General features: G+C 68.7%; 16 protein-coding genes. 5 read left to right on the top strand and 11 right to left on the bottom strand.

The window, feature by feature from the left end:
- The first annotated feature begins 127 nt into the window (after window positions 1-127).
- Window positions 128-496, top strand: a complete 369-nt coding sequence (locus tag AX018_RS04400; RefSeq protein WP_146749214.1) for a hypothetical protein — start codon at window positions 128-130, stop codon at window positions 494-496.
- A 564-nt stretch (window positions 497-1,060) separates the two neighbouring features.
- Here AX018_RS04400 and AX018_RS04395 read toward each other — a convergent pair.
- From AX018_RS04395 to AX018_RS04375, 5 genes are all read right to left on the bottom strand, one after another.
- The gene (locus tag AX018_RS04395) at window positions 1,061-2,353 is read right to left on the bottom strand and encodes a hypothetical protein (RefSeq protein WP_111876091.1); all 1,293 of its coding nucleotides are present in this window, start codon (window positions 2,351-2,353) and stop codon (window positions 1,061-1,063) included.
- A gap of 16 nt (window positions 2,354-2,369) precedes the next feature.
- A complete protein-coding gene (locus tag AX018_RS04390; protein WP_111876090.1) occupies window positions 2,370-3,125 on the bottom strand; it encodes a hypothetical protein in 756 nt (251 codons plus the stop codon).
- Between the two features lie 51 nt (window positions 3,126-3,176).
- Entirely contained in the window at window positions 3,177-3,764 is a 588-nt protein-coding gene (locus tag AX018_RS04385) for a hypothetical protein (protein ID WP_111876089.1), read from the bottom strand.
- Window positions 3,761-4,042 (bottom strand): DnaJ domain-containing protein, encoded by a 282-nt coding sequence (locus AX018_RS04380; RefSeq protein ID WP_111876088.1) that lies wholly within the window; start codon window positions 4,040-4,042, stop codon window positions 3,761-3,763. The genes AX018_RS04385 and AX018_RS04380 overlap by 4 nt, the downstream gene beginning before the upstream one ends.
- Window positions 4,043-4,199: 157 nt before the next feature.
- Window positions 4,200-4,574, bottom strand: coding sequence for a YgiW/YdeI family stress tolerance OB fold protein (locus tag AX018_RS04375; RefSeq protein WP_111876087.1), 375 nt, complete (start codon window positions 4,572-4,574; stop codon window positions 4,200-4,202).
- Window positions 4,575-4,896: 322 nt separating this feature from the next.
- Between AX018_RS04375 and adh the strand changes: the two genes are divergently transcribed.
- The 3 genes from adh (at window position 4,897) to AX018_RS04360 (ending at window position 8,078) form a co-directional block, all read left to right on the top strand.
- Window positions 4,897-6,417 carry an aldehyde dehydrogenase gene (gene adh / locus AX018_RS04370; protein ID WP_111876086.1) on the top strand — a complete coding sequence of 507 codons (1,521 nt, stop codon included), beginning with the start codon at window positions 4,897-4,899 and terminating at the stop codon, window positions 6,415-6,417.
- A gap of 147 nt (window positions 6,418-6,564) precedes the next feature.
- The gene (adhP, locus tag AX018_RS04365) at window positions 6,565-7,596 is read left to right on the top strand and encodes an alcohol dehydrogenase AdhP (protein ID WP_111876085.1); all 1,032 of its coding nucleotides are present in this window, start codon (window positions 6,565-6,567) and stop codon (window positions 7,594-7,596) included.
- Between the two features lie 74 nt (window positions 7,597-7,670).
- The gene (locus AX018_RS04360; RefSeq protein WP_111876084.1) at window positions 7,671-8,078 is read left to right on the top strand and encodes a DUF779 domain-containing protein; all 408 of its coding nucleotides are present in this window, start codon (window positions 7,671-7,673) and stop codon (window positions 8,076-8,078) included.
- A 12-nt stretch (window positions 8,079-8,090) separates the two neighbouring features.
- On the opposite strand, the gene AX018_RS04355 is transcribed toward AX018_RS04360, so the two are convergent.
- The 3 genes from AX018_RS04355 to sbcB all read right to left on the bottom strand — a co-directional run bounded on the left by AX018_RS04355 (window position 8,091) and on the right by sbcB (window position 12,628).
- A complete protein-coding gene (locus AX018_RS04355; protein ID WP_111876083.1) occupies window positions 8,091-10,115 on the bottom strand; it encodes a sigma-54-dependent Fis family transcriptional regulator in 2,025 nt (674 codons plus the stop codon).
- 124 nt (window positions 10,116-10,239) lie between these two features.
- The gene (locus tag AX018_RS04350) at window positions 10,240-11,124 is read right to left on the bottom strand and encodes an NAD-dependent protein deacetylase (RefSeq protein WP_111876082.1); all 885 of its coding nucleotides are present in this window, start codon (window positions 11,122-11,124) and stop codon (window positions 10,240-10,242) included.
- Between the two features lie 67 nt (window positions 11,125-11,191).
- Window positions 11,192-12,628 carry an exodeoxyribonuclease I gene (gene sbcB / locus AX018_RS04345; protein WP_111876081.1) on the bottom strand — a complete coding sequence of 479 codons (1,437 nt, stop codon included), beginning with the start codon at window positions 12,626-12,628 and terminating at the stop codon, window positions 11,192-11,194.
- A gap of 79 nt (window positions 12,629-12,707) precedes the next feature.
- Here sbcB and AX018_RS04340 point away from each other — a divergent pair, with 79 nt between their 5' ends.
- Window positions 12,708-14,072: a lytic murein transglycosylase gene (locus AX018_RS04340; RefSeq protein ID WP_111876080.1), complete on the top strand. Its 1,365-nt coding sequence runs from the start codon at window positions 12,708-12,710 to the stop codon at window positions 14,070-14,072.
- Between the two features lie 160 nt (window positions 14,073-14,232).
- On the opposite strand, the gene clpA is transcribed toward AX018_RS04340, so the two are convergent.
- The 3 genes from clpA to dnaE form a co-directional block, all read right to left on the bottom strand.
- The gene (gene clpA, locus AX018_RS04335; RefSeq protein ID WP_111876079.1) at window positions 14,233-16,581 is read right to left on the bottom strand and encodes an ATP-dependent Clp protease ATP-binding subunit ClpA; all 2,349 of its coding nucleotides are present in this window, start codon (window positions 16,579-16,581) and stop codon (window positions 14,233-14,235) included.
- Between the two features lie 56 nt (window positions 16,582-16,637).
- Window positions 16,638-17,006, bottom strand: coding sequence for an ATP-dependent Clp protease adapter ClpS (clpS, locus tag AX018_RS04330; RefSeq protein ID WP_111876078.1), 369 nt, complete (start codon window positions 17,004-17,006; stop codon window positions 16,638-16,640).
- Window positions 17,007-17,189: 183 nt separating this feature from the next.
- Window positions 17,190-20,735, bottom strand: a complete 3,546-nt coding sequence (dnaE, locus tag AX018_RS04325) for a DNA polymerase III subunit alpha (protein ID WP_111876077.1) — start codon at window positions 20,733-20,735, stop codon at window positions 17,190-17,192.
- Between the last annotated feature and the right edge of the window lie 131 nt (window positions 20,736-20,866).

Raw genomic sequence — 20,866 nt, 5'->3', positions numbered from 1 at the left:
CTTCGGATCGGGCCGTTCAGGCACGAAGCGGGGGCGGGAGGCGCCACGGCGGATGCCCTCCATGCAGGCCGCGGCACGCCCCGCGGGCAGCGGGTCCGCCGCCAGACACCAGGAAAGAGCCACTCCCATGTCCGACTGCCACTGCCGACACGACACCCTCTCCCCGGATTCCGGGCACGTGAGGAACTTCGCGGTGACGGGCTTCGCAGACCCGGCCCCCGACGGTTTCGGGGCCCTCCAGGCAACCCTGCAGGGTGTCGATGCGCTCCAGATCCGGGCCTGCGTCGATGCCGCCTACGACCCGGCCACGCAACAGGCCTGCTTCCGCATCCCGTTGCTCGGCCCCCAGCGGGTGACCCTGCCGCTGCCGATCCCGCCCCACGGCCCGCTGAAGGCCTGCTGCGAAACCTGCGGCATCCTTCCGCAGGGCCTGAAGGTGACCCTCTACCTGAATGGCGTCGCCATCTTCACCACCACCCGGGGTGCCTGCCCCTGAGCGGCAGCGCAGGCCCCCGCTTTTTTCGTGCTGCCGCACGTGTGCCGAAAGACGTTCATGAAGTGCCATCCGCATACTCCCGGGGATTTTTGAACGTTGCACGTCCCGGCAGCACCGCCGCCCGGAATTCACCCGGGCGGCTTTTTTTTGCCCCTGACCGCGCGGGAGCCCCCGGGTGGCCACCCAGCCGGTAATTTCAGATCAAAACGCCCCCACGTCGCCGGATTCATTGCACATCACGCTACCAATTCAATAGCAAACCAATGCCAGCGCCGTGCAAAGCCCCAGGATGGTCACCCCGTCAATGATTTCAGGCCAAAACGCCCCCATGTCGCCGGATCTGCTGCATACCACGCTACCAATTAGATAGCAAACCGACATCCGCAACCATAGCATCCCCCCGGCGTATAAAACCGGCGCTGCGCTACCCGTCCGATGGCCGCGGAGCAGGCCATGCCAGCAAACGCCGTGGAGCGGGCTCCGCCCGGCCACCGGCGTTGTCCCCCTTCCCGCGCGCAGCGCGAGAGAAGGGGGATGGCGCGCAGCGCCACAGGGGGTTGTTCTTCAAGCCCCCACGTGGCATTCACGCCGCAGCCACGCCAGGGCCTCCTGCAGGCTCTCGTCCCGGTCGTTGCACAGGGTGGCGCGGGCCTCGTCCACGAAGCTGCTCCAGAGCGCCAGATACCCCGGCTGCAGGGCGCCCGCCGCATGGTCGCGGATGAACCCGGCCGCCAGTTCCGGCTGCCAGCCGTGCTTGCGCACCCGGCGCACCAGGCTCGCGGCGGCCTTGCCGGTCAGCACGGTCTTGCGGGGCACGCCCGCCGCCAGGCACAGGAACAGCGTCAGCAGCGAGTGCTCGTCCTCGTGGCCCTGCGTGGTGCGCGCCCAGGTCTTGCTGGCGGATGCGGGGGGCTCGCTGTCGTCGCCCTCCTCCACCATCGCATCGAGGCCGTGGTGGTAGCCGTCCACCTCGGCCAGCGGGTCGTCCACCAGGAAGTAGCGCGCCCGGAAGCTTCCCATCGGCTTGAGCAGCGCGCGCGGGGGCACCGCCGGGTCCAGCACCCGCGCGGCGTCGGCCAGCACGGCCGACCGGTGCGCCTGCGCGGCGTCGGCGGCCTCGGGCGGCATGTCCGGCGGCAGGGGAAGCTGCGCGGGCACCTTCACGGCCTTGCGCCGCAGCGCCGCAAGGCGCTTCTCGAACGCCGCGGCGTGCGGCCACGCCTCGGCGGCGGGGTGCATCCACCCCCACAGCAGGCCCATGCGCACCACGGCCTGGGCGTCGGCGGCGCCCTCCTCCAGGGCCTCCTCGTCGAGCCCCAGGCCCTCGGCGAACCAGCGCGCGGCCGCCACCTCGGCGGCGATCGCCGTGCGGCGCGCCAGCTCGGCGCGGTATTCGGCATGGCCGCGCAGCGACCACGCGGCCAGCTGGTGCACGTCAGGCTCGCCGGTCGTCGAGAGGAAGCCGAAGTTGCTGTCCTGCGGCAGGGCGATCAGGCGGCGCAGCCGGTCGGAGCCCGCCTTGGAGCGCGACAGGAGGGTGTGATCGCGCAGCACCTGGGCCGCGCGCCCCAGGTCGCCGCCGCTCTCCTCCAGCAGGTCCAGGCTCACGAGGTTCACGATGCGCTCGCGCGCCTTCTCCAGCTCGGGGCGCAGGAACTCGGTGCCGAAGTAGCGGGCGATCTGCACCATGCCCTTGGGCGCGTCGGCCTCGATGGCCGCCAGTTTGTCGGCCGGGATGATGCCGTGCCGGATGCCGTGCACCAGCGCCTTCTCGAAGAACGGGCGGGCATCGTGCAGGGAGAGCGCCGTCGCGGGCGCGGCGCCGGCCGCGGCGGGATCGGTTGCGGGGGAGGTCATCGCGGCGGCCCCGGGCTCAGATGGCCGATTCCTCGTCGGAGGCGCGCGCGGCGGGCGTCGCCTTGCCCCGGTCGGTCTCGCTGGTCTCGAACTTGCCGTCGCCCGCATCGCCCTCGTCCCCCTCCTCGTCGCCCAGCCCCAGGTCGTGGGCCTGCGCCTTGGCGCGCAGCACCAGCAGGGTCTCGATGAACAGGTCCGGGCACTGGTAGCGCAGCAGCCAGGCGAGCTGCATCCAGTCGCGGTCGGCCACCTCGTCCTGCTCGACGCGCGGGGGCGCGTAGGCCACGTCGAAGAGCTGGTCTTCCGTGAGCGCGGAGCCGTAATCCTCCGTGGCGTCGAAGGTGCCGGTGCGCGCGAAGGCCTCCAGCCGGCTCCACTTCTCGGCGAAATAGTGGGCCAGCGCCTCGCTGCCGCCCTCGGTGTCGCCGATGGCCGTGATGAACTCCAGCGGCTCCACGTCGCCACGGAAGACCACCGCGTTCAGCATGCTGCGCAGGTGCGTGTGGGTGACGTCCTTGTATTGCTTTTCGAGCACCAGCGCCCGGGCGAATTGCTGCGGCGTCACCAGCATGTTGACGACCGAGGCCCGGGATTCGTCGTACTCGCGCATCACCGCCAGCACGTCCTTGGGCGCCAGCTCGCCCAGCACCTCCACCAGCGCGCCGTCGCCCTCGGCGTCCGCCAGGTCGGCCAGCGCGGATTCGGCGCCCACGATGTCGCCGGCGGCGATCAGGCTCTGGGTCTGGGTGATGAGTGCGAGGTGTCGGGACATGGGCGGGTGCGGTCGTAGAAGCGTTTCAGGGGCGCAGGACGGGCCGGCGCGTCATTCCTTGCGGTCGAAGCCGAGGTCGGCCAGCCAGTCGGCGCCGGCGTCCTCGCGGTCGGAGCGGGTGCGCGGCTCGTCGGCGTCGTCCGCGCTCCAGCGGCCGGCGTCGTCGTCATCGTCGCGCTCGACCGGCTCGCCGTCGTCACCCTCCTCGCCTTCCGCGGCACCGGATTCGGCAGCGGCGGCGGCCGCGAAGCGGCTGTGCTGCCGCACGTATTCGAGCACCGCCGCGATGGTCAGGAAGCGCGCGCCGGACGGCTCGGCCAGCACCACGTCGGCCAGCGCCTGGGCCCAGGGCTCCAGCGTGACGGCGCCGTCCAGCGCGGACCATTCCGGCAGCTCGGCCGCGCTGCGCATGAGCAACGGCTCCAGCGCCGCCGGGCGGTGGAAGCGGAACCCCTGGTGGAAGGCCACGGCCACCATCTCGGGGCTGAAATCGACCATCTGCGCGAGAAAGGCGATCTCGCCGCGCTTTTGCGCCAGGCGCTTGCGCAGCACATCCTTGCCCTCGGAGTCGAGCGCGAGGTCATCCAGCTCGGACTGGTAGGCCGAGCGCAGGTCATGGAAGAAGGGAGAGAGTTTCACGAGGAAAGCACGTTCTTGAAATAGGACTGCCAGATCTCCCGCGCGGTCTGCAGCGGATCGTCGAGCAGGTTGCGGCGGCGGTTGTCGTCGTACGCCTGCCGGGCCGCTTCGTCGGACAGGACTTCATAGGCCTTCTGCACGGCCCTGAACCGCTCGGCCGCGTCCGGCGCCGGATTGCGGTCGGGGTGGTAGAACGCCGCCTTCTGGCGGAAGGCCTTCTTGACGTCGGCCAGCGACGCGTTCGCGCTCAGCCCCAGGGCTGCGTAGTGGTCTGTCATGCTCGGGAGTGATCGAAAAGGCCGCGGCGGGGCGCGCGGTGGCTCCGCCGCGGCGCGTCCCAGGGGGGCCATGGAACCGGCGGGGAGGCGCGGTTATACACCAAGCCCATGGCGCGCGGCGCGCGCTCCCCGGGACTGCGGCGGGGCGGCGCCAGGCTCAGGGGGCCAGCGCCAGGCTGTCCACGTCGATCTCGGGGCTCTCCAGGAACTCCTTCTCGACCTCGCCGCGCAGGTGCACTCGCGTCTTCTCGTTCACCGCCGTGGACGGGAAATGCCGGGCATCGACATCCACCCGGATCTCGCCGGTCCCGTCGGAGAAGAGGTACTTGTCCTTGCTGAGCTGCCGCACGAGGTGGCCGGACAGCGCCACGGGCGCATCGTCCACCGGGTTCTTGAGGACCTCGGCCACCGTCCGGTAGGCCGGCGTCGCCGAAGGGCCCGTGTACTGGGCCCAGGCGGACGCCCCCACGGCCGTGGCCGCCGCCGCCAGGAGAAAACGCCGCAGGCGGGAGGTTCGCGTGCTCAGGTTCATGCTCGTCCTTTCTCGGAGGGTTGATTGCAAACGGGGACACCGGCAGGCCCGGGCCCATCCCAGCGGTTATGGGGGCATCCCCCGGCTTTTCCACCCCCACCGCCGCGCCCGTCCCTGTGCCACGGGCACCGCGGTACACCTGCTCCAGAACGGAACACCTGGAACACCGGTGCCGCAACCATGGCACACCCGCCGGCCCGGCGCTCCCAGGGAGCGAGGCATGCGCCGCCGCCTGGCACGGCGATTGCGCATTCCCGCCGGCCGGGCCCGCAGTGCGGAACACCGGCACACCGACCGTCATCACCACCAGGAGACAAGCACCATGGACATGGCAGAAATCGCCAACCTCGGCATCGCCAACCCCTACAAGAAGCAATACGGCAACTACATCGGCGGCGCGTGGACGGCCCCCATCGATGGCCAGTACTTCGAGAACGGCTCGCCCATCGACGGCCAGGTCTTCACCGCGATACCCCGCTCGAACGACAAGGACATCAACGCCGCGCTGGACGCGGCCCACCAGGCCAAGGCGGGCTGGGGCAAGACCTCCGCCACCGACCGCGCCAACATCCTGCTGAAGATCGCCGACCGCATGGAGGCCAACCTGCTCACGCTGGCCGTGGCCGAAACCATCGACAACGGCAAGCCGCTGCGCGAGACCATGGCGGCGGACATCCCGCTCGCCATCGACCATTTCCGCTACTTCGCCGGCGCCGTGCGCGCGCAGGAAGGCGGCATCAGCGAGATCGACCACCACACCATCGCCTACCACTTCCACGAGCCGCTGGGCGTGGTGGGGCAGATCATTCCCTGGAACTTCCCCATCCTCATGGCGGTATGGAAGCTCGCGCCCGCGCTGGCCGCCGGCAACTGCGTGGTGCTCAAGCCCGCCGAGCAGACCCCCGCCTCCATCCTGGTGCTGCTGGAGCTGATCGGCGACCTGCTGCCGCCGGGCGTGGTGAACGTGGTGAACGGCTTCGGCCTGGAGGCCGGCAAGCCGCTGGCCAGCAGCCCGCGCATCGCGAAAATCGCCTTCACGGGCGAGACCACCACCGGCCGGCTCATCATGCAGTACGCCAGCCAGAACATCATCCCGGTGACGCTGGAGCTGGGCGGCAAGAGCCCCAACATCTTCTTCGAGGACGTGATGGCGGCCGACGACGCCTTCTTCGATAAGGCCCTCGAAGGCTTCGCCATGTTCGCGCTCAACCAGGGCGAGGTCTGCACCTGCCCGAGCCGGGCGCTGATCCAGGAATCGATCTACGACCAGTTCATGGAGCGGGCGCTGAAGCGCGTGGCCGCGATCCGGCAGGGCCACCCGCTGGACAAGGGCACCATGATCGGCGCCCAGGCCTCGCAGGAGCAGCTCGAAAAAATCCTCTCCTACCTGGACCTCGGCAAAAAGGAAGGCGCCGACTGCCTGATCGGCGGGGAGCGCAACGCCCTGGGCGGCAGCCTGGCGGGCGGCTACTACGTCCAGCCCACCGTGTTCAAGGGCCACAACAAGATGCGCATCTTCCAGGAAGAGATCTTCGGCCCGGTGGTCTCGGTCGCCACCTTCAAGACCGAGGACGAGGCACTGGAGATCGCCAACGACACGCTCTACGGCCTGGGCGCGGGCGTCTGGAGCCGCGACGGCGCACGCGCCTTCCGCATGGGCCGGGGCATCCAGGCCGGCCGGGTGTGGACCAACTGCTACCACGCCTATCCCGCGCACGCGGCCTTCGGCGGCTACAAGCAGTCGGGCATCGGCCGCGAGAACCACAAGATGATGCTCGACCACTACCAGCAGACCAAGAACCTGCTCGTGAGCTACAGCCCGGACAAGCTGGGCTTCTTCTGACCGCCCAGCCCCCGCAACCCCGGCGGCGCGGAGTTCGCCGGGATTGCGGGGCGGCCTGACCTGCATCAGCCCGGACCACGGGAGGCGCGCCTAAGGTGGAGGCCTGCCTCCTGTCCATTGCCATCACGAAGAAAGGATTCCATCGCCATGACCGCCAAGACCATGAGAGCCGCCGTCGTCCGCGAGTTCGGCAAGCCGCTGACCATCGAGGAAGTGCTGGTGCCCATTCCCACCGATGACCAGATCCTCGTGAAGATCGAGGCCTCCGGCGTCTGCCACACCGACCTGCACGCCGCCGAGGGCGACTGGCCCGTCAAGCCCAATCCGCCCTTCATCCCGGGCCACGAAGGCGTGGGCTTCGTGGCCGGCGTGGGCCGCAACGTGAAGCACGTCAAGGAAGGCGACCGCGTGGGCATCCCCTGGCTGCACTCCGCCTGCGGGTGCTGCGTGCACTGCCTGGGCGGCTGGGAAACGCTGTGCGAATCGCAGAACAACACCGGCTACTCGGTCAACGGCGGCTTCGCCGACTACGCGCTGGCCGACCCGGCCTACGTAGGCCACCTGCCGGCCCACCTGGGCTTCGTGGAGATCGCGCCCGTGCTCTGCGCCGGCGTGACGGTGTACAAGGGCCTCAAGGTCACCGACACCCGGCCGGGCGACTGGGTGGTCATCTCGGGCATCGGCGGCCTGGGCCACATGGCCGTGCAATACGCCAAGGCCATGGGCCTGAACGTGGCGGCCGTGGACGTCGAGGACGACAAGCTCGCACTGGCGAAGCAGCTCGGCGCCAGCGTCACCGTGAACGCCAAGACCACCGACCCCGCCGCCTACCTGCAAAAGGAGATCGGCGGCGCCCACGGCGCCCTGGTCACGGCCGTATCGCCCAAGGCCTTCGAGCAGGCGCTGGGCATGGTGCGGCGCGGCGGCACCGTGTCGCTCAACGGCCTGCCGCCCGGCAACTTCCCGCTGCCGATCTTCGACATGGTGCTGCGCGGCGTCACGGTGCGCGGCTCCATCGTGGGCACGCGCCTGGACCTGCAGGAGTCGCTGGATTTCGCGGCCCGCGGCGCCGTCAGGGCCACCGTGGCCACCGAGAAGCTGGAGAACATCAACGACGTGTTCGCGCGCATGCACCAGGGCCAGATCCAGGGCCGCATCGTGCTCGACATGTCGGCCTGAAGCGCGACACCCCCGGGGCGCTCCGCAGCATGGGCCCCGCGCCCGGCGGCAGGCCCCCGACAGGAGACATTCCCATGGAAACACCCGCCGCCACGCCCGCCGCCACCCGCGTATCCGCCACCCCCGAGGCGGTGGCGCTCATCGACCGGCTGCGCGCGCAGCACGGCCCGCTCATGTTCCACCAGTCGGGCGGGTGCTGCGACGGCAGCGCGCCCATGTGCTTCGCCCTGGGGGAATTCATGCTGGGCGATTCGGACGTGCTGCTGGGCGAGATCGCCGGCACGCCGTTCTACATGAGCCAGTCGCAGTTCGCCTACTGGGAGCACACGCATCTCATCATCGATGCGGTCCAGGGCAACGGCGGCATGTTCTCGCTGGAGCGGCCCACGGGGCTGCGATTCCTCACCCGCTCGCGCCTGTACGGCGACGAGGAATGGGCCGCGATCGAAGCGCTCGGCCCGCCCCGGCGCGGCGGCGCCTGATCCGGGCGGGCGTCAGTGGCGCTCCTGCGCCTGGTCGAAGGACTCCTCCAGGGCCTTGAGCCGCCGGTACACCGTGTTGCGCGAGACGCCCAGCGCGCGCGCGGCCGCCGACACATTGCCCTGGTGCACCGCCAGCGCATGGCGCAGGGCGGTGCCCGTGACCTCGTCCCACGGCCGCACGGCGGCGGCTGCGGCGGCAGGCTCCTGCGGATCGGCGCGGGCAGGCTCCCGGGCCGGCACCGGCGCCTCCCAGGCTGGCGCCGCCGGCCCGTCGTCGAGCAGGTCCTCGGGCAAATGCTCGACGCGGATCGCATCGTCGTCCCGGGCCATGAGCGCCGCCGTGCGCAACACATTGGCCAACTGGCGCAGGTTGCCCGGCCAACGGTGGCCGAGGAACAGCGCCATCGCCTCCGGCGACACGCGCGCCGCCCGCCCGGCCCCGCCCTGCTCGCGCTCCTGGGCCTGCAGGATGCGGTCCACGATCACCCCCAGGTCACTGCGCTCCCGCAAGGCGGGCAGCCGCACCACGAGGCCGTTGAGCCGGTAGTAGAGATCGTCGCGGAAGAGCCCCCGGGCCATCATGTCGCGCAGGTTGCGGTGGGTGGCGCACACCACGTGCACATCCACCGCGACCAGCCGGGACGAGCCGAGCGGCGCCACGCTGCGCTCCTGCAGCACCCGCAGCAGCCGCGCCTGCAGGGACAGCGGCATGTCGCCGATCTCGTCCAGGAAAAGCGTTCCGCCGTGCGCCTGGGCGATCCGGCCCGCGCTGCCCTTGCGCCGCGCCCCGGTGAAAGCCCCCTCCTCGTAGCCGAACAGCTCGGCCTCGATCAGCGTCTCGGGAATGGAGGCGCAGTTGACGGCCACGAACGGCCCCCGCGCGCGCGGGCCATCCTGATGGATGGCGCGGGCCAGAAGCTCCTTGCCCGTGCCGGTCTCCCCCAGGATCAGCGTCGGCACGTCGCTGCCCAGCAGGCGGGACACCCGGTCGATGACCTGGGCCAGATGCGCATCGCCCGTGTCCAGATAGCGCAGGCTCGACAGCCTCGGCCTGGCCTCCCCGCCACGCCGGGGCCGGGAAGGCTCCGGAGCCGCCGCGCCGGCGTGATCGGGCGGCGACACCCACACCAGGGGTGCCTGGCCGCGCGGGTGGAACTCGACCAGCGCATTGACCACCACGCCTCCCGGCAGCGGCAATTGCAGGGGCCGGGGCGTCGATTGGCGGGCGTGCGCGAGCAAGGCGCTCATGGGCATGCCGAAAAGCGACGGAAAGGTCTGGGCCTGGAGCGCGTTCGATGAAAGGCCCAGCTGGAACTGCCCGCTGCGGTTCGCGGCGAGGAACCGCCCGTCGGGCGTGAACGCGGCCAGCCCCTCGACCAGCGTGCCCAGGAACTCGGCGCGCGCATGGAAGCGCAGGCGCACCGCGTCTTCGTAGACCTTGCCGAACAAATGGTTCTCCACCATGCGCGCGGACATGCGCACCAGGGCCAGGGTGTGCGCGCTCTGGTGGTGCCGGTCGCCGCTCACGTCGAGCGCGCCGATCACCTGCCCCTGGGGATCGAGGATGGGCGCGCAGGAACAGGTGAGGAAATGGTTCGCCGTGAAGAAATGCTCGTCGCCGTTGACCTGGACGGCATCGCCGAGCGCCAGCGCGGTCCCCACCGCGTTGGTGCCCTTGCTGCGCTCGGACCAGGTCCCGCCGGGGCGCAGGGCCACGCGCTGCGCCCGCTCCAGGAACTCCTCGTCGCCCTGGGCATGCAGCACCACGCCCTGGGCGTCGGTGAGCAACACCATGCTCTGGGTGCCCGCGATCTGCGCCGACAGCGTTTCCATCACCGGCCGTGCGTGCGTGCACAAGGCCTCGTTGCGGGCCAGCATCCAGGCCAGCGCATCGGGCGCGACGGGCTGCAGGTCGATGGACTCATGCCGGCGCAACCCGAAGGACCGCGACCGCTCGTGCGCCTCGGCGATCACCCGTGCCGCCGGGATCGCCGGGGAACACGGGGCCGGCGGCACCATGAAAGAGGGGCTCTGCATAGGGATGTCTCCTCGCCTGGGGTGGCCGGTGCGCTCTGGAAGGCCCGGCCCATGGCTTTGTATCCGGACACCTTAGCACCCCACCAGGCGCCCACCCCCGCCAAAACCACGCTGCGGTGGTGGGTCATGCCCCCGCGGCAGGCCCTTCCCGTCCATCGGGGCCGGCCCCTTCGCGCTGGAGCTGCCCCACCAGCGCGGACAGCACCGTGCCCACGTCGTCCTCCACCTTGAGCGCGAACAGGGGGTCCGCCCGCGTGCGGCCCCGGTTGACCGCGGCGGCCGGCAGGCCGGCATCGGCCGCGGCCTGGACGAACCGGAAACCGGAATACACCATCAGCGACGAGCCGGCCACCAGCAGCCCGTCCGAGCGGGCCAGCGCGGCGCGCGCCGCCTCCACGCGGTCCCGGGGCACGCTCTCGCCGAAAAAGACCACATCGGGCTTGAGCAGCCCGGTGCCGCACCGCGGACAGGTCGGCACCCGGAACGTGGAAAAGTCGCGGCCGTCCAGATCGGCATCCCCGTCGGGCGCCGCCTGCGCATCCAGGCTGGCCCAGGCGGGATTGCCCGCCACCAGCGCCTCCTGCAGGTCCGCCCTGGACACGCGTGCCTCGCATGCCATGCAGCGCACCGTGTCGATCCGGCCATGCAGGTCGATCACGCTCCGCTGCCCGGCCGCGCCGTGCAATCCATCGACGTTCTGGGTAAGCAGCATCTCCACCCGGCCCAGCGCCTCCAGCGCGGCCAATGCCCGGTGGGCCGGCCCGGGCGCCGCCTGGCCCATCACCCGCCACCCGATCATGCTGCGCGCCCAGTAGCGCCGCCGCACGCCCTCGTCTCCCATGAACGCCTGGTAGGTCACCGGCGGGGGCCGCTTCCAGGCCCCTCCTTCGTCGCGGTAGTCGGGAATCCCGGATGCCGTGCTGCAGCCCGCGCCCGTCAGCACGAAAAGCCGGGGATGCCGCCGCACGAACGCGAGCAAGCCTTCGAGGCCGGCCTCCTGGCGGTCCATGGCCGCGCGCCCCGCCCCGGCGCCATCGCCGCTACAGCCGCCATCGCTCCATGGCGGCATCCGCCCGTCAGAAGGCGGGAGCGATGCTCTCGGCATAGTCATACAGCGCCCCCAGGATCGCCTCGCCCCGTTCGTCCGCCGCCTCGCCCAGCGTATCCAGCCGCGCGAAGAGCGCATCGAAGGTGAGCCCCCCGCCCTCGCCCTCCACGAGGCGCGCCACGCGAAGCGCCTCCCAGCGCTCCTGGTCCGCCTCCGACAGCGTCTCGGGGAAATTGCGCGCACGGTAGCGCCAGACCAGTTCTGCAAGCCGCTCGTCGTCGAAGCCCGGCTTGGCGAGGGCCAGCTCCTGCGCAGACATCCCGCGCAGGCGCTGCAGCCGCCGGCGGTCCTCGTTGCCCACGAAGCCGCCGTAGAGGTCCTGGTCCACGTCCAGGGCATCCTGCTGCGGCCTCGCGTACACCGCGGACCAAATGGCGCTCATGTCAGGCAGCGCCCGGGCGGCTTCGGCATGCACCGCCGCACGTTCCAGATCGATGCCCCAATGCTGCGCCATGGCGGGCGTGAGGGTATTCACGTTACCGACCACCATGGGGGACTTGTTGAGGTGCACCGTCTTGATGGGCAGGCGGGTGACACCTTCCGGCAGGTCGGCGCTGCGGACGAAGAGGCGCGCCCGGATCGCCTCCGCATCCAGTCCCGCCAGTTCGGCCGGGTCATGGTCCAGGTCCCAGGCGATGATCTCGTTCTTGTTGGTCGGGTGGCTGGCGAGCGGCCACAGGACCCCCAGGCACCCCCGCTGCGCCGGGAACATGCCCGACACGTGCAGGAAAGGCCGGGCGGTGGCGGGCGTGGCAGGCAGGCGCAGCTCGGCGGCCACGCGGTCTTTCTTGCGCAGGCCGAACGCGAAATCGAAAAGCCGCGGCTGCCGCTGCCGGATCAGCCGGGCCAGGGCGATCGTGGCGCGGACATCGGAGAGCGCATCGTGCGCGGCTTCGTGCGCGAGGCCGTTGGCCTTGGAGAGGTGCTCCAGCTTCAGGCTGGGCGAACCATCGTCCTTGCGCGGCCACTCGATGCCCTCGGGCCGCAGGGCGTACGTGAGCCGCACCACGTCCAGCAGGTCCCAGCGACCGCAGTCGTTCTGCCATTCGCGGGCATAGGGATCGATCAGATTGCGCCAGAACATGAAGCGCGTGATTTCATCGTCGAACCGGATGGTGTTGTAGCCGACCCCGATGGTTCCGGGCCGGGCCAGTTCCGCCTCGATGCGCGCCGCGAATTCATGCTCGGGCAGGCCGCGCTCCAGGCACAGCTGCGGCGTGATACCCGTGATCAGGCAGGACTCGGGGTCTGGAAGATAGTCCGGCGCAGGCCGGCAATAGACCATCAATGGCTCGCCGATCTCGTTCAGCTCGGCGTCGGTGCGGATGCCGGCGAACTGCGAGGGCCGGTCGCGCCGTGTATCGGCCCCGAAAGTTTCGTAGTCGTGCCAGAAAAACGTGTGCATGAATCAAAAATGGCGTGGCGGTCGGTAAAACCTGGAACCGCGAGTATGACCGCGCGCCCTCCCGGCGTGACAATGGCGCATGCACCGAAGAAACACCCCGCCCCTGCTCCGCTCCCACCACCGGACCCTGCCGGTCGTGCCTTCAGGGCGCCTGCGCCCTGCGCTGGCATGCCTGTGCGTGGCGCTGGCGCTGTCGGGCTGCGCATCGCAGCAACCCCGCCCGGGAGCGGCCATGCCCCCCGCCGCCGGCGCGCCGGCGGGCGCAGCGCCCTCTCCGGCCCCGACTCCCTCCACGCCGCCGCAGCGGACAGCGGATGCCACGCAGGCCGGTTTCACCCAATGGGTCGAAGCTTTCGGCCGCGACGCCATCCAGGCGGGCATCCGGCCCGCAACGGTGCAATCCGCGCTGGGCAATGCCCAGTGGCTTCCCCAGGTTGTCGAGCTGGACCGGGCCCAGCCGGAGTTCACGCGCCCCCCCTGGGCCTACCTGGACAGCGCGGTGTCGAACCAGCGCATCCTCCAGGGACGCGCCAAGCTCGCCGAAAACCGCGCGTCGCTCGACGACGCCGCATTCCGCTATGGCGTGCCCGCGGAAATCATCACCGCCATCTGGGGCATGGAAAGCAATTACGGGAGCAACTTCGGCAGCTTCCGCACCGTGGACGCACTGGCCACCCTGGGCTACGACGGCCGGCGCAGCGACTGGGCCCGCAGCGAACTGCTGGCGGCGTTGCGCATCATCGATCAAGGCGACATCGCCGCCGACCGGATGATCGGCTCCTGGGCCGGCGCCATGGGCCACACGCAATTCCTGCCGTCGGTCTTCCTGGCCTATGCGGTGAACGCCGATGGGGATGGGCACCGGGACATCTGGGGCAGCATCGCGGATGTCACCGCATCCACGGCGAATTTCCTCTCCCGCATGGGCTGGCAAACCGGACAGCCCTGGGGCGTGGAAGTGCGCCTGCCCGAGGGCTTCGACTACGAGCGCGCCGAACTCGCGGTGCGCCACCCCTCCACCCAATGGGCCGCGGAGGGCGTGCAGGCCATCGACGGCCAGCCGCTGCCGGCGCTGGATGCCGCCTCGATCATCATCCCGGCCGGTGCCCGCGGCCCCGCCTTCCTCGTGGGCCCGAATTTCCGGGCCATCCTGCGCTACAACAACTCCATCAACTACGCGCTGGGCGTGGGCCTGCTCGCGCGCCAGATCGCCGGCGGCCCCGGGGTCACCGCCCCCTGGCCCCGGGATCTGGAACCGCTCTCGCGCACGCAGATAAAAGATCTGCAGACCGCGCTGAACGCGCGCGGCTTCCCGGTCGGAGCGGCAGACGGCGTCATGGGCCCCGGCACCCGTGCCGGCTTGCGGCGCTACCAGCAAAGCATCGGCCAGGTGGCCGATGGCTATCCGACCCTGGAATTGCTGCAAAAGCTCCAGGCCCCCTGAGGCACGAGGCGTCACGAAAGCGCGCGCCACGGCGCGCCTGGGTTGCTCCTGCGCACGCCCAGAACTCCCACCACACCAGAAAAGAAAAGGCCCGCGGCGATCACCGCGGGCCTTGCTTGCTTCATGGAATCACGAAGCCAGCGGCTTCTCCCAGGCGACCTCAGTCGGCCGTGGCCTCTTCCGGCTCCGCAGGCTCCGACTTGGCAGATCGGTCTTTCTTGGCCAAGGGCTGGATGTCCAGTTGGACCTCCGAGGTTTCCACGCCCTTGTCGTCGGTCTTGACCTCGATGTCCACCGCGAGGCGCCCGCCATCGGTCAGGCGGCCGAACAGGAGCTCGTCGGCCAGCGCGCGGCGGATGGTGTCCTGGATGAGGCGCTGCATCGGGCGGGCCCCCATGAGCGGATCGAACCCCTTCTTCGCGAGGTGCTTGCGCAGCACGTCGGTGAAAGTGACCTCGACCTTCTTCTCGGCCAACTGGGTTTCGAGCTGCAGCAGGAACTTGTCCACCACGCGCAGGATGATCTGCTCGTCCAGCGGCTTGAAGCTCACGGTCGCATCCAGGCGGTTGCGGAACTCCGGCGTGAACAGGCGCTTGATGTCGCCCATCTCGTCGCCCGCCTGGCGCGGGTTCGTGAAGCCGATGGTGGCCTTGTTCATGGTCTCGGCCCCCGCGTTCGTCGTCATGATGATGATGACGTTGCGGAAGTCGGCCTTGCGACCGTTGTTGTCGGTCAGCGTGCCATGGTCCATCACCTGCAGCAGCACGTTGAAGATGTCCGGATGCGCCTTCTCGATCTCGTCGAGCAGCAGCACCGCGTGCGGCTTCTTCGTGATGGCCTCGGTGAGCAGCCCCCCCTGGTCGAAGCCCACGTAGCCCGGAGGCGCGCCGATCAGGCGGCTCACCGCATGGCGCTCCATGTACTCGGACATGTCGAAGCGGATCAGCTCGATGCCGAGGATGTAGGCGAGCTGCTTGGCCGCCTCGGTCTTGCCGACGCCGGTGGGGCCGCTGAACAGGAACGAGCCGATCGGCTTGTCGCCCTTGCCCAGGCCGGAGCGGGCCATCTTGACCGCCGACGCCAGCACCTCCAGGGCCTTGTCCTGGCCGAACACCACGCTCTTCAGGTCGCGCTCCAGCGTCTGCAGCTTGCTGCGGTCGTCGTTGGACACATTCGCGGGGGGAATGCGCGCGATCTTGGCCACGATTTCCTCGATCTCGGCCTTGCCGATGGTCTTCTTGCGCTTGCTGGCCACGAGAATGCGCTGCGCCGCGCCCGCCTCATCGATCACGTCGATGGCCTTGTCGGGCAGATGCCGGTCGTTGATGTACTTGGCCGACAGCTCCGCCGCGGCCAGCAGGGCCGCAGCGGCGTACTTGACGCTGTGGTGCTCTTCGAAACGGCTCTTGAGGCCCTTGAGGATGTCCACCGTCTCGGCCACCGTGGGCTCGACCACGTCCACCTTCTGGAAGCGGCGTGACAGTGCCGCGTCCTTCTCGAAGATGCCGCGGTACTCGGTGAACGTCGTCGCGCCGATGCACTTGAGCTGGCCGCTGGAGAGCGCCGGCTTGAGCAGGTTGGAGGCGTCCAGCGTGCCGCCGGAGGCCGCGCCCGCGCCGATCAGCGTATGGATCTCGTCGATGAACAGGATGGCGTTGGGCCGGTCCTTGAGCGACTTGAGCACGCCCTTCAGGCGCTGCTCGAAGTCGCCACGGTACTTCGTGCCCGCCAGGAGCGCACCCATGTCCAGCGAGTACACCGACGCCTCGGCCAGGATTTCCGGCACGTCGTTCTGCGTGATGCGCCATGCCAGGCCTTCCGCGATGGCGGTCTTGCCCACGCCGGCCTCGCCCACCAGCAGCGGGTTGTTCTTGCGGCGGCGGCAGAGGATCTGGATGGTGCGCTCGACCTCGTAGTTGCGGCCGATGAGCGGATCGATCTTGCCTTCCTTGGCGGCCTGGTTGAGGTTCTGCGTGTACTGCTCCAGCGGCGAGGCCTTTTCGCTGCGCTCGCTGCCGCTGCCCTCTTCCGACTCCGCCGGATTCTCGGCCTTCGCAGGCTCCGGCGGCTCGCCCTTCTTGATGCCGTGGGCGATGAAATTGACCACGTCCAGACGGGTCACGCCCTGCTGGTGCAGGTAGTACACGGCATGCGAATCCTTCTCGCCGAAGATGGCGACCAGCACGTTCGCGCCGGTCACTTCCTTCTTGCCATTGCCGGTGGACTGTACGTGCATGATGGCGCGCTGGATCACCCGCTGGAATCCGAGCGTGGGCTGCGTGTCCACCTCGTCCGTGCCAGCCACCTGGGGCGTGTTGTCCTTGATGAAATTGGCCAGCGACGACCGCAGGTCCTCGATGTTGGCCGAGCATGCGCGCAACACCTCTGCTGCGCTGGGGTTATCAAGCAGTGCAAGCAACAGATGCTCCACGGTGATGAACTCGTGGCGCTGCTGGCGGGCCTCGACGAAGGCCATGTGCAAGCTGACTTCCAGTTCCTGGGCAATCATGTGAACTCCTTTGTGCTTGCGGGAAGGGATAACGTTAGATCGGGACCCGAGGCCGGTTATTCAACAGGCTCGCTCAGGCACTGCAGCGGATGGCCCGCCTTGTGCGCCGCATCGCGGACCTGTTCGACCTTGGTGGCGGCGACATCGCGTGAATACACTCCACATACGCCTTTGCCGTCCAAATGGATCTTGAGCATGATCTGCGTGGCCGCCTCGCGGTCCTTGCCGAAGAACTCCTGCAACACGACGATCACGAACTCCATGGGCGTGTAGTCGTCGTTGAGCATGACCACCTGGTACATCTGCGGCGGCTGGGTCCTCAGGGTGCGTCTTTCGAGCACGACCGAACCGCCATCGTCCCGCGACGGCGCCCCCGTGGGCGGCGCTGGGGTGAAAGAGGGTGGTTTAGTTGCCATGCGGCCCATTCTAGAACGTGTCGGGGCGTTTGACCCAGGGCGAAAACGCCCATTTTCCAGGTCCGATTCCGCCCGCCGCACCCCCGGTCGCCACGGCGCGGGCGGAGCCTGCATCCACCCGATGCCGGCGCCCCTCACCTGACGCTGGAAGCGCGGATTTCAACCGCCGACCACCAGGCGCCCCGCGGAATTTCACCCTGCGTCATAGACAACGCTGATCGCCCCGCTGCCCGTTTCCGCGCCCCAGGCCGCCAAGGCGGCATCGGACGGAAAAAAGCGACTGCTCTCGCCCAGTTGCAGTTCCGCCACGGCCTCGTGCCCTTCCGCCTTGCAGCGCACGCCCATGCGCACGCGCAACCCATGCAATAGCACCTCGCCCTCGGGCGTTTCCTGGCGCTTGGGAGGAAACTCACGCACCAGACGCTGGACATCCGGTGCACAGTCCCCCACCGCCACCTGCAGATACCGCCCGAACTTGGCGCGGGCGCCGGCCAGATCCCAGCCTTGCTGCACCTTCAAACGCAATCCGCCGCTGAAATGGTCCAGCTGGAGCCGCCCCAGGAGCACCACGAATTCATCGTCCTTGAGCAAATCGCGGTTTGCATTCAGCACCCCTTCGTCGGCCGACGCCTCGATGGTGGCGGATTTGTCATCGAGCTTGAACAAGGCCAGGCGCCCCCGCTGGCCGTTGATCACCCGGAAATCGCTCACGATTCCCGCCATGGTCTGCGGCTCGCGGCTGTCGGCCATTTCGTCGATCGGCGTGCGCACGAACCGGCGCACCTCACGCTCCACTTCATCGAACAGGTGGCCCGACAGGTAGAAGCCGATGGCGGTCTTCTCCTGGGTCAACCGCTCCTTGATCCCCCAGGGCAGCATGTCCACGAGGCCAGGCTCTTGGGTACTCGACCCATGGGCGTCTTCGCCCATCATGTCGAAGAGCCCTCCCTGGTTCGCATTGGCGAGGGTGGCATTGGCGAAATCGAATGCCCGGTCGATGGAAGCGGCAAGGGCCGCCCGGTTCATGTCGAGGCCGTCGAATGCCCCGCCCTTGATGAGGGCCTCGAGCGTGCGCTTATTGAGCCGCGTACGGTCCACCCGAACGCAGAAATCGAACAGGCTGGTGAACCCCCCCCGGGTATCGCCGCGCGGCCCCACGCCACGCCCTTCGCGCGCCGCGATGATGGCCTCGATCGCCTGCTGCCCGGTCCCCTTGATGGCGCCCAGGCCGTAGCGAATGACCTTGTCGGTGACCGGCTCGAAACGGTACATGCCCCGGTTGACGTCCGGCGGCTCGAACGTCAGCCCTTCCTTCAGGGCATCCTCATAGAGCACCTTGAGTTTGTCGGTGTCGTCCATTTCCACGGTCATGTTCGCGCAGAAGAACTCGGCCGTGTAGTGCACCTTGAGCCAGCCCGTGTGATAGGCCAGCAGCGAGTAGGCCGCCGCGTGCGACTTGTTGAAGCCGTAGCCCGCGAACTTCTCCATCAGGTCGAACACTTCGTCGGCCCTCTGCTCGTCGAGGCCGTTCTTGGCGGCCCCTTCGCGGAAGATCTTCCGGTGTTCGGCCATTTCCTCGGCCTTCTTCTTGCCCATCGCGCGGCGCAGCAAGTCGGCACCGCCCAGGCTGTAGCCCCCCAGCACCTGGGCGGTCTGCATCACCTGCTCCTGGTACACCATGATCCCGTAGGTTTCGGCAAGCACCTTCTCCACCAGGGGGTGGGGGTACTCCACATCCTCCTTGCCGTGCTTGCGGTTCACGAAACTGGGGATCAGGTCCATCGGGCCCGGCCGGTACAGCGCGTTCAGCGCGATGAGATCCTCCAGCCGGCTGGGACGGGCCTCCCTCAGCATGCCCTGCATGCCGCGGCTTTCAAACTGGAACACTGCCTCCGTGCGCCCCTCGGAGAACAGCCGATAGGTCGCGGCATCGTCGAGGGGGATGTTTTCGTAAGCGAAGCCCTCCTGCCCCTTGTGGCGCCTGACGATGAATTCACGCGCGATTTCGAGGATGGTGAGCGTGGCCAGCCCCAGAAAGTCGAACTTCACGAGGCCGATCGCCTCCACATCGTCCTTGTCGTACTGGCTGACCGCCGACTCGCTGCCCGGCTGCTGGTAGAGCGGGCAGAAATCGGTGAGCTTGCCCGGTGCGATCAGCACCCCTCCGGCGTGCATGCCGATGTTCCGGGTCATGCCTTCGAGCTTCTGCGCCATCTCGATGATGGTCCGGACGTCTTCTTCCTTCTCCACCCGCTCGGCCAGCATGGGCTCCAGTTCGAGCGCGTAATTGTTCTTGTCCCCGTCCTTCTTGGGACTGGGCGGGTACTGCAGCGTATAGGTCATGCCCGGCTTGCCAGGCACGAGCTTGGAAATGCCGTCGCAGAAGGTGTAGCTCATGTCCATCACCCGGCCCACGTCACGAATGGCGGCCTTGGCCGCCATCGTGCCGAACGTGGCGATCTGGCTCACGGCATCCTTGCCATACTTCTCCTTCACGTAGTCGATGACACGGTCCCGATTGGACTGGCAGAAGTCGATGTCGAAGTCGGGCATGGACACCCGCTCCGGATTCAGGAAACGCTCGAACAGCAGGTTGTACTGCAGCGGATCCAGGTCGGTGATCTTGAGGGCATACGCGACCAGCGAGCCCGCGCCCGAGCCTCGGCCGGGCCCGACGGGACAACCGTTGTTCTTGGCCCAGTTGATGAAGTCGCCCACGATGAGGAAGTAACCCGGAAAGCCCATCTTGAGGATGGTGGCCAGTTCGAACTCCAGCCGCTCCACGTAGCGGGGGCGCTCCTTGCCACGCACCGCCTCGTTCTGATAGAGGTGGGTCAAGCGTTCTTCCAGCCCCTGAAAGGACGCATAGCGGAAGTACTCGTCGATCGGCATCCCGTTGGGCGTGGGAAAGTCCGGCAGGCGCGGCTTGCCCAGCACCAGCGTGAGGCTGCAGCGCCTGGCGATTTCGAGCGTATTCGCGACGGCTGTGGGCACATCGGCAAAAAGCGCCTCCATCTGCGCACTCGACTTGAAATACTGCTCGCGCGTGAAACGCCGCACACGGCGCGGGTTGGCCAGGATCTCTCCTTCGGAAATGCACACCCGGGCCTCGTGGGCTTCGTAGTCGTCACCCGTGAGGAACTGCGCGGGCTGCGTGGCCACCACCGGCAGATTCAGCCGGGCCGCCAGCTGCACCGCGGAAACCACCTGCATTTCATCCTCGGGGCGTCCGGCACGCTGCAGTTCCAGGTAAAAACGGTGCGGGAAGATGGTGGCCAGGCGCAACGCCACGCTGGCGGCCCCCTCTTCATCGCCGCGGATGAATGCCTGCCCCACGGGACCGGACTGGGCCCCGGAGAGCGCGATCAAATCCCCACCCAGCTCCTCCAGCCAGTCCCAGGTGCACAACGGCACGTTCTTGACGACATTGCGGGTCCAGGCCCTCGCCAGCAGCTCGCAGAGATTCAGGTAGCCCTGCTGCCCCTGCGCCAGCAGCAGCATGCGGGACGGAGCACCGCCTGGCGCCTCAGATTCGACGCTGATTTCGGCCCCCAGGATCGGCTTCACCCCCTTGCCCCGGGCCTCCTTGTAGAACTTGATCGCCCCGAAAAGATTGTGAAGATCCGTAATCGCCATCGCAGGCTGCCCGTCCTTGGCAGCGGCTTTGGCCACGTCGTCGATGCGGGTGGTGCCGTCAACGACGGAGAACTCGGTGTGCAGGCGCAAATGAACAAACATGGGCCGTATTGTAGGAATGCCCCCTTTGGCAGTCCTTGCCCGGGTGAATGGGGTGCGGCCGGCGGCCATTACAATTCGCGGCTTGCCTGCCCGGCTGGCGCCAAAGCGCGCACGGGGCCATACATTCGGCC

It is taken from the genome of Paracidovorax anthurii, from assembly GCF_003269065.1.
In the GTDB taxonomy this organism is placed as follows: Bacteria; Pseudomonadota; Gammaproteobacteria; order Burkholderiales; family Burkholderiaceae_C; genus Paracidovorax; species Paracidovorax anthurii.
Note: the sequence above shows the minus strand (reverse complement) of the source record. Positions and strands in the feature narration are given on the sequence as shown.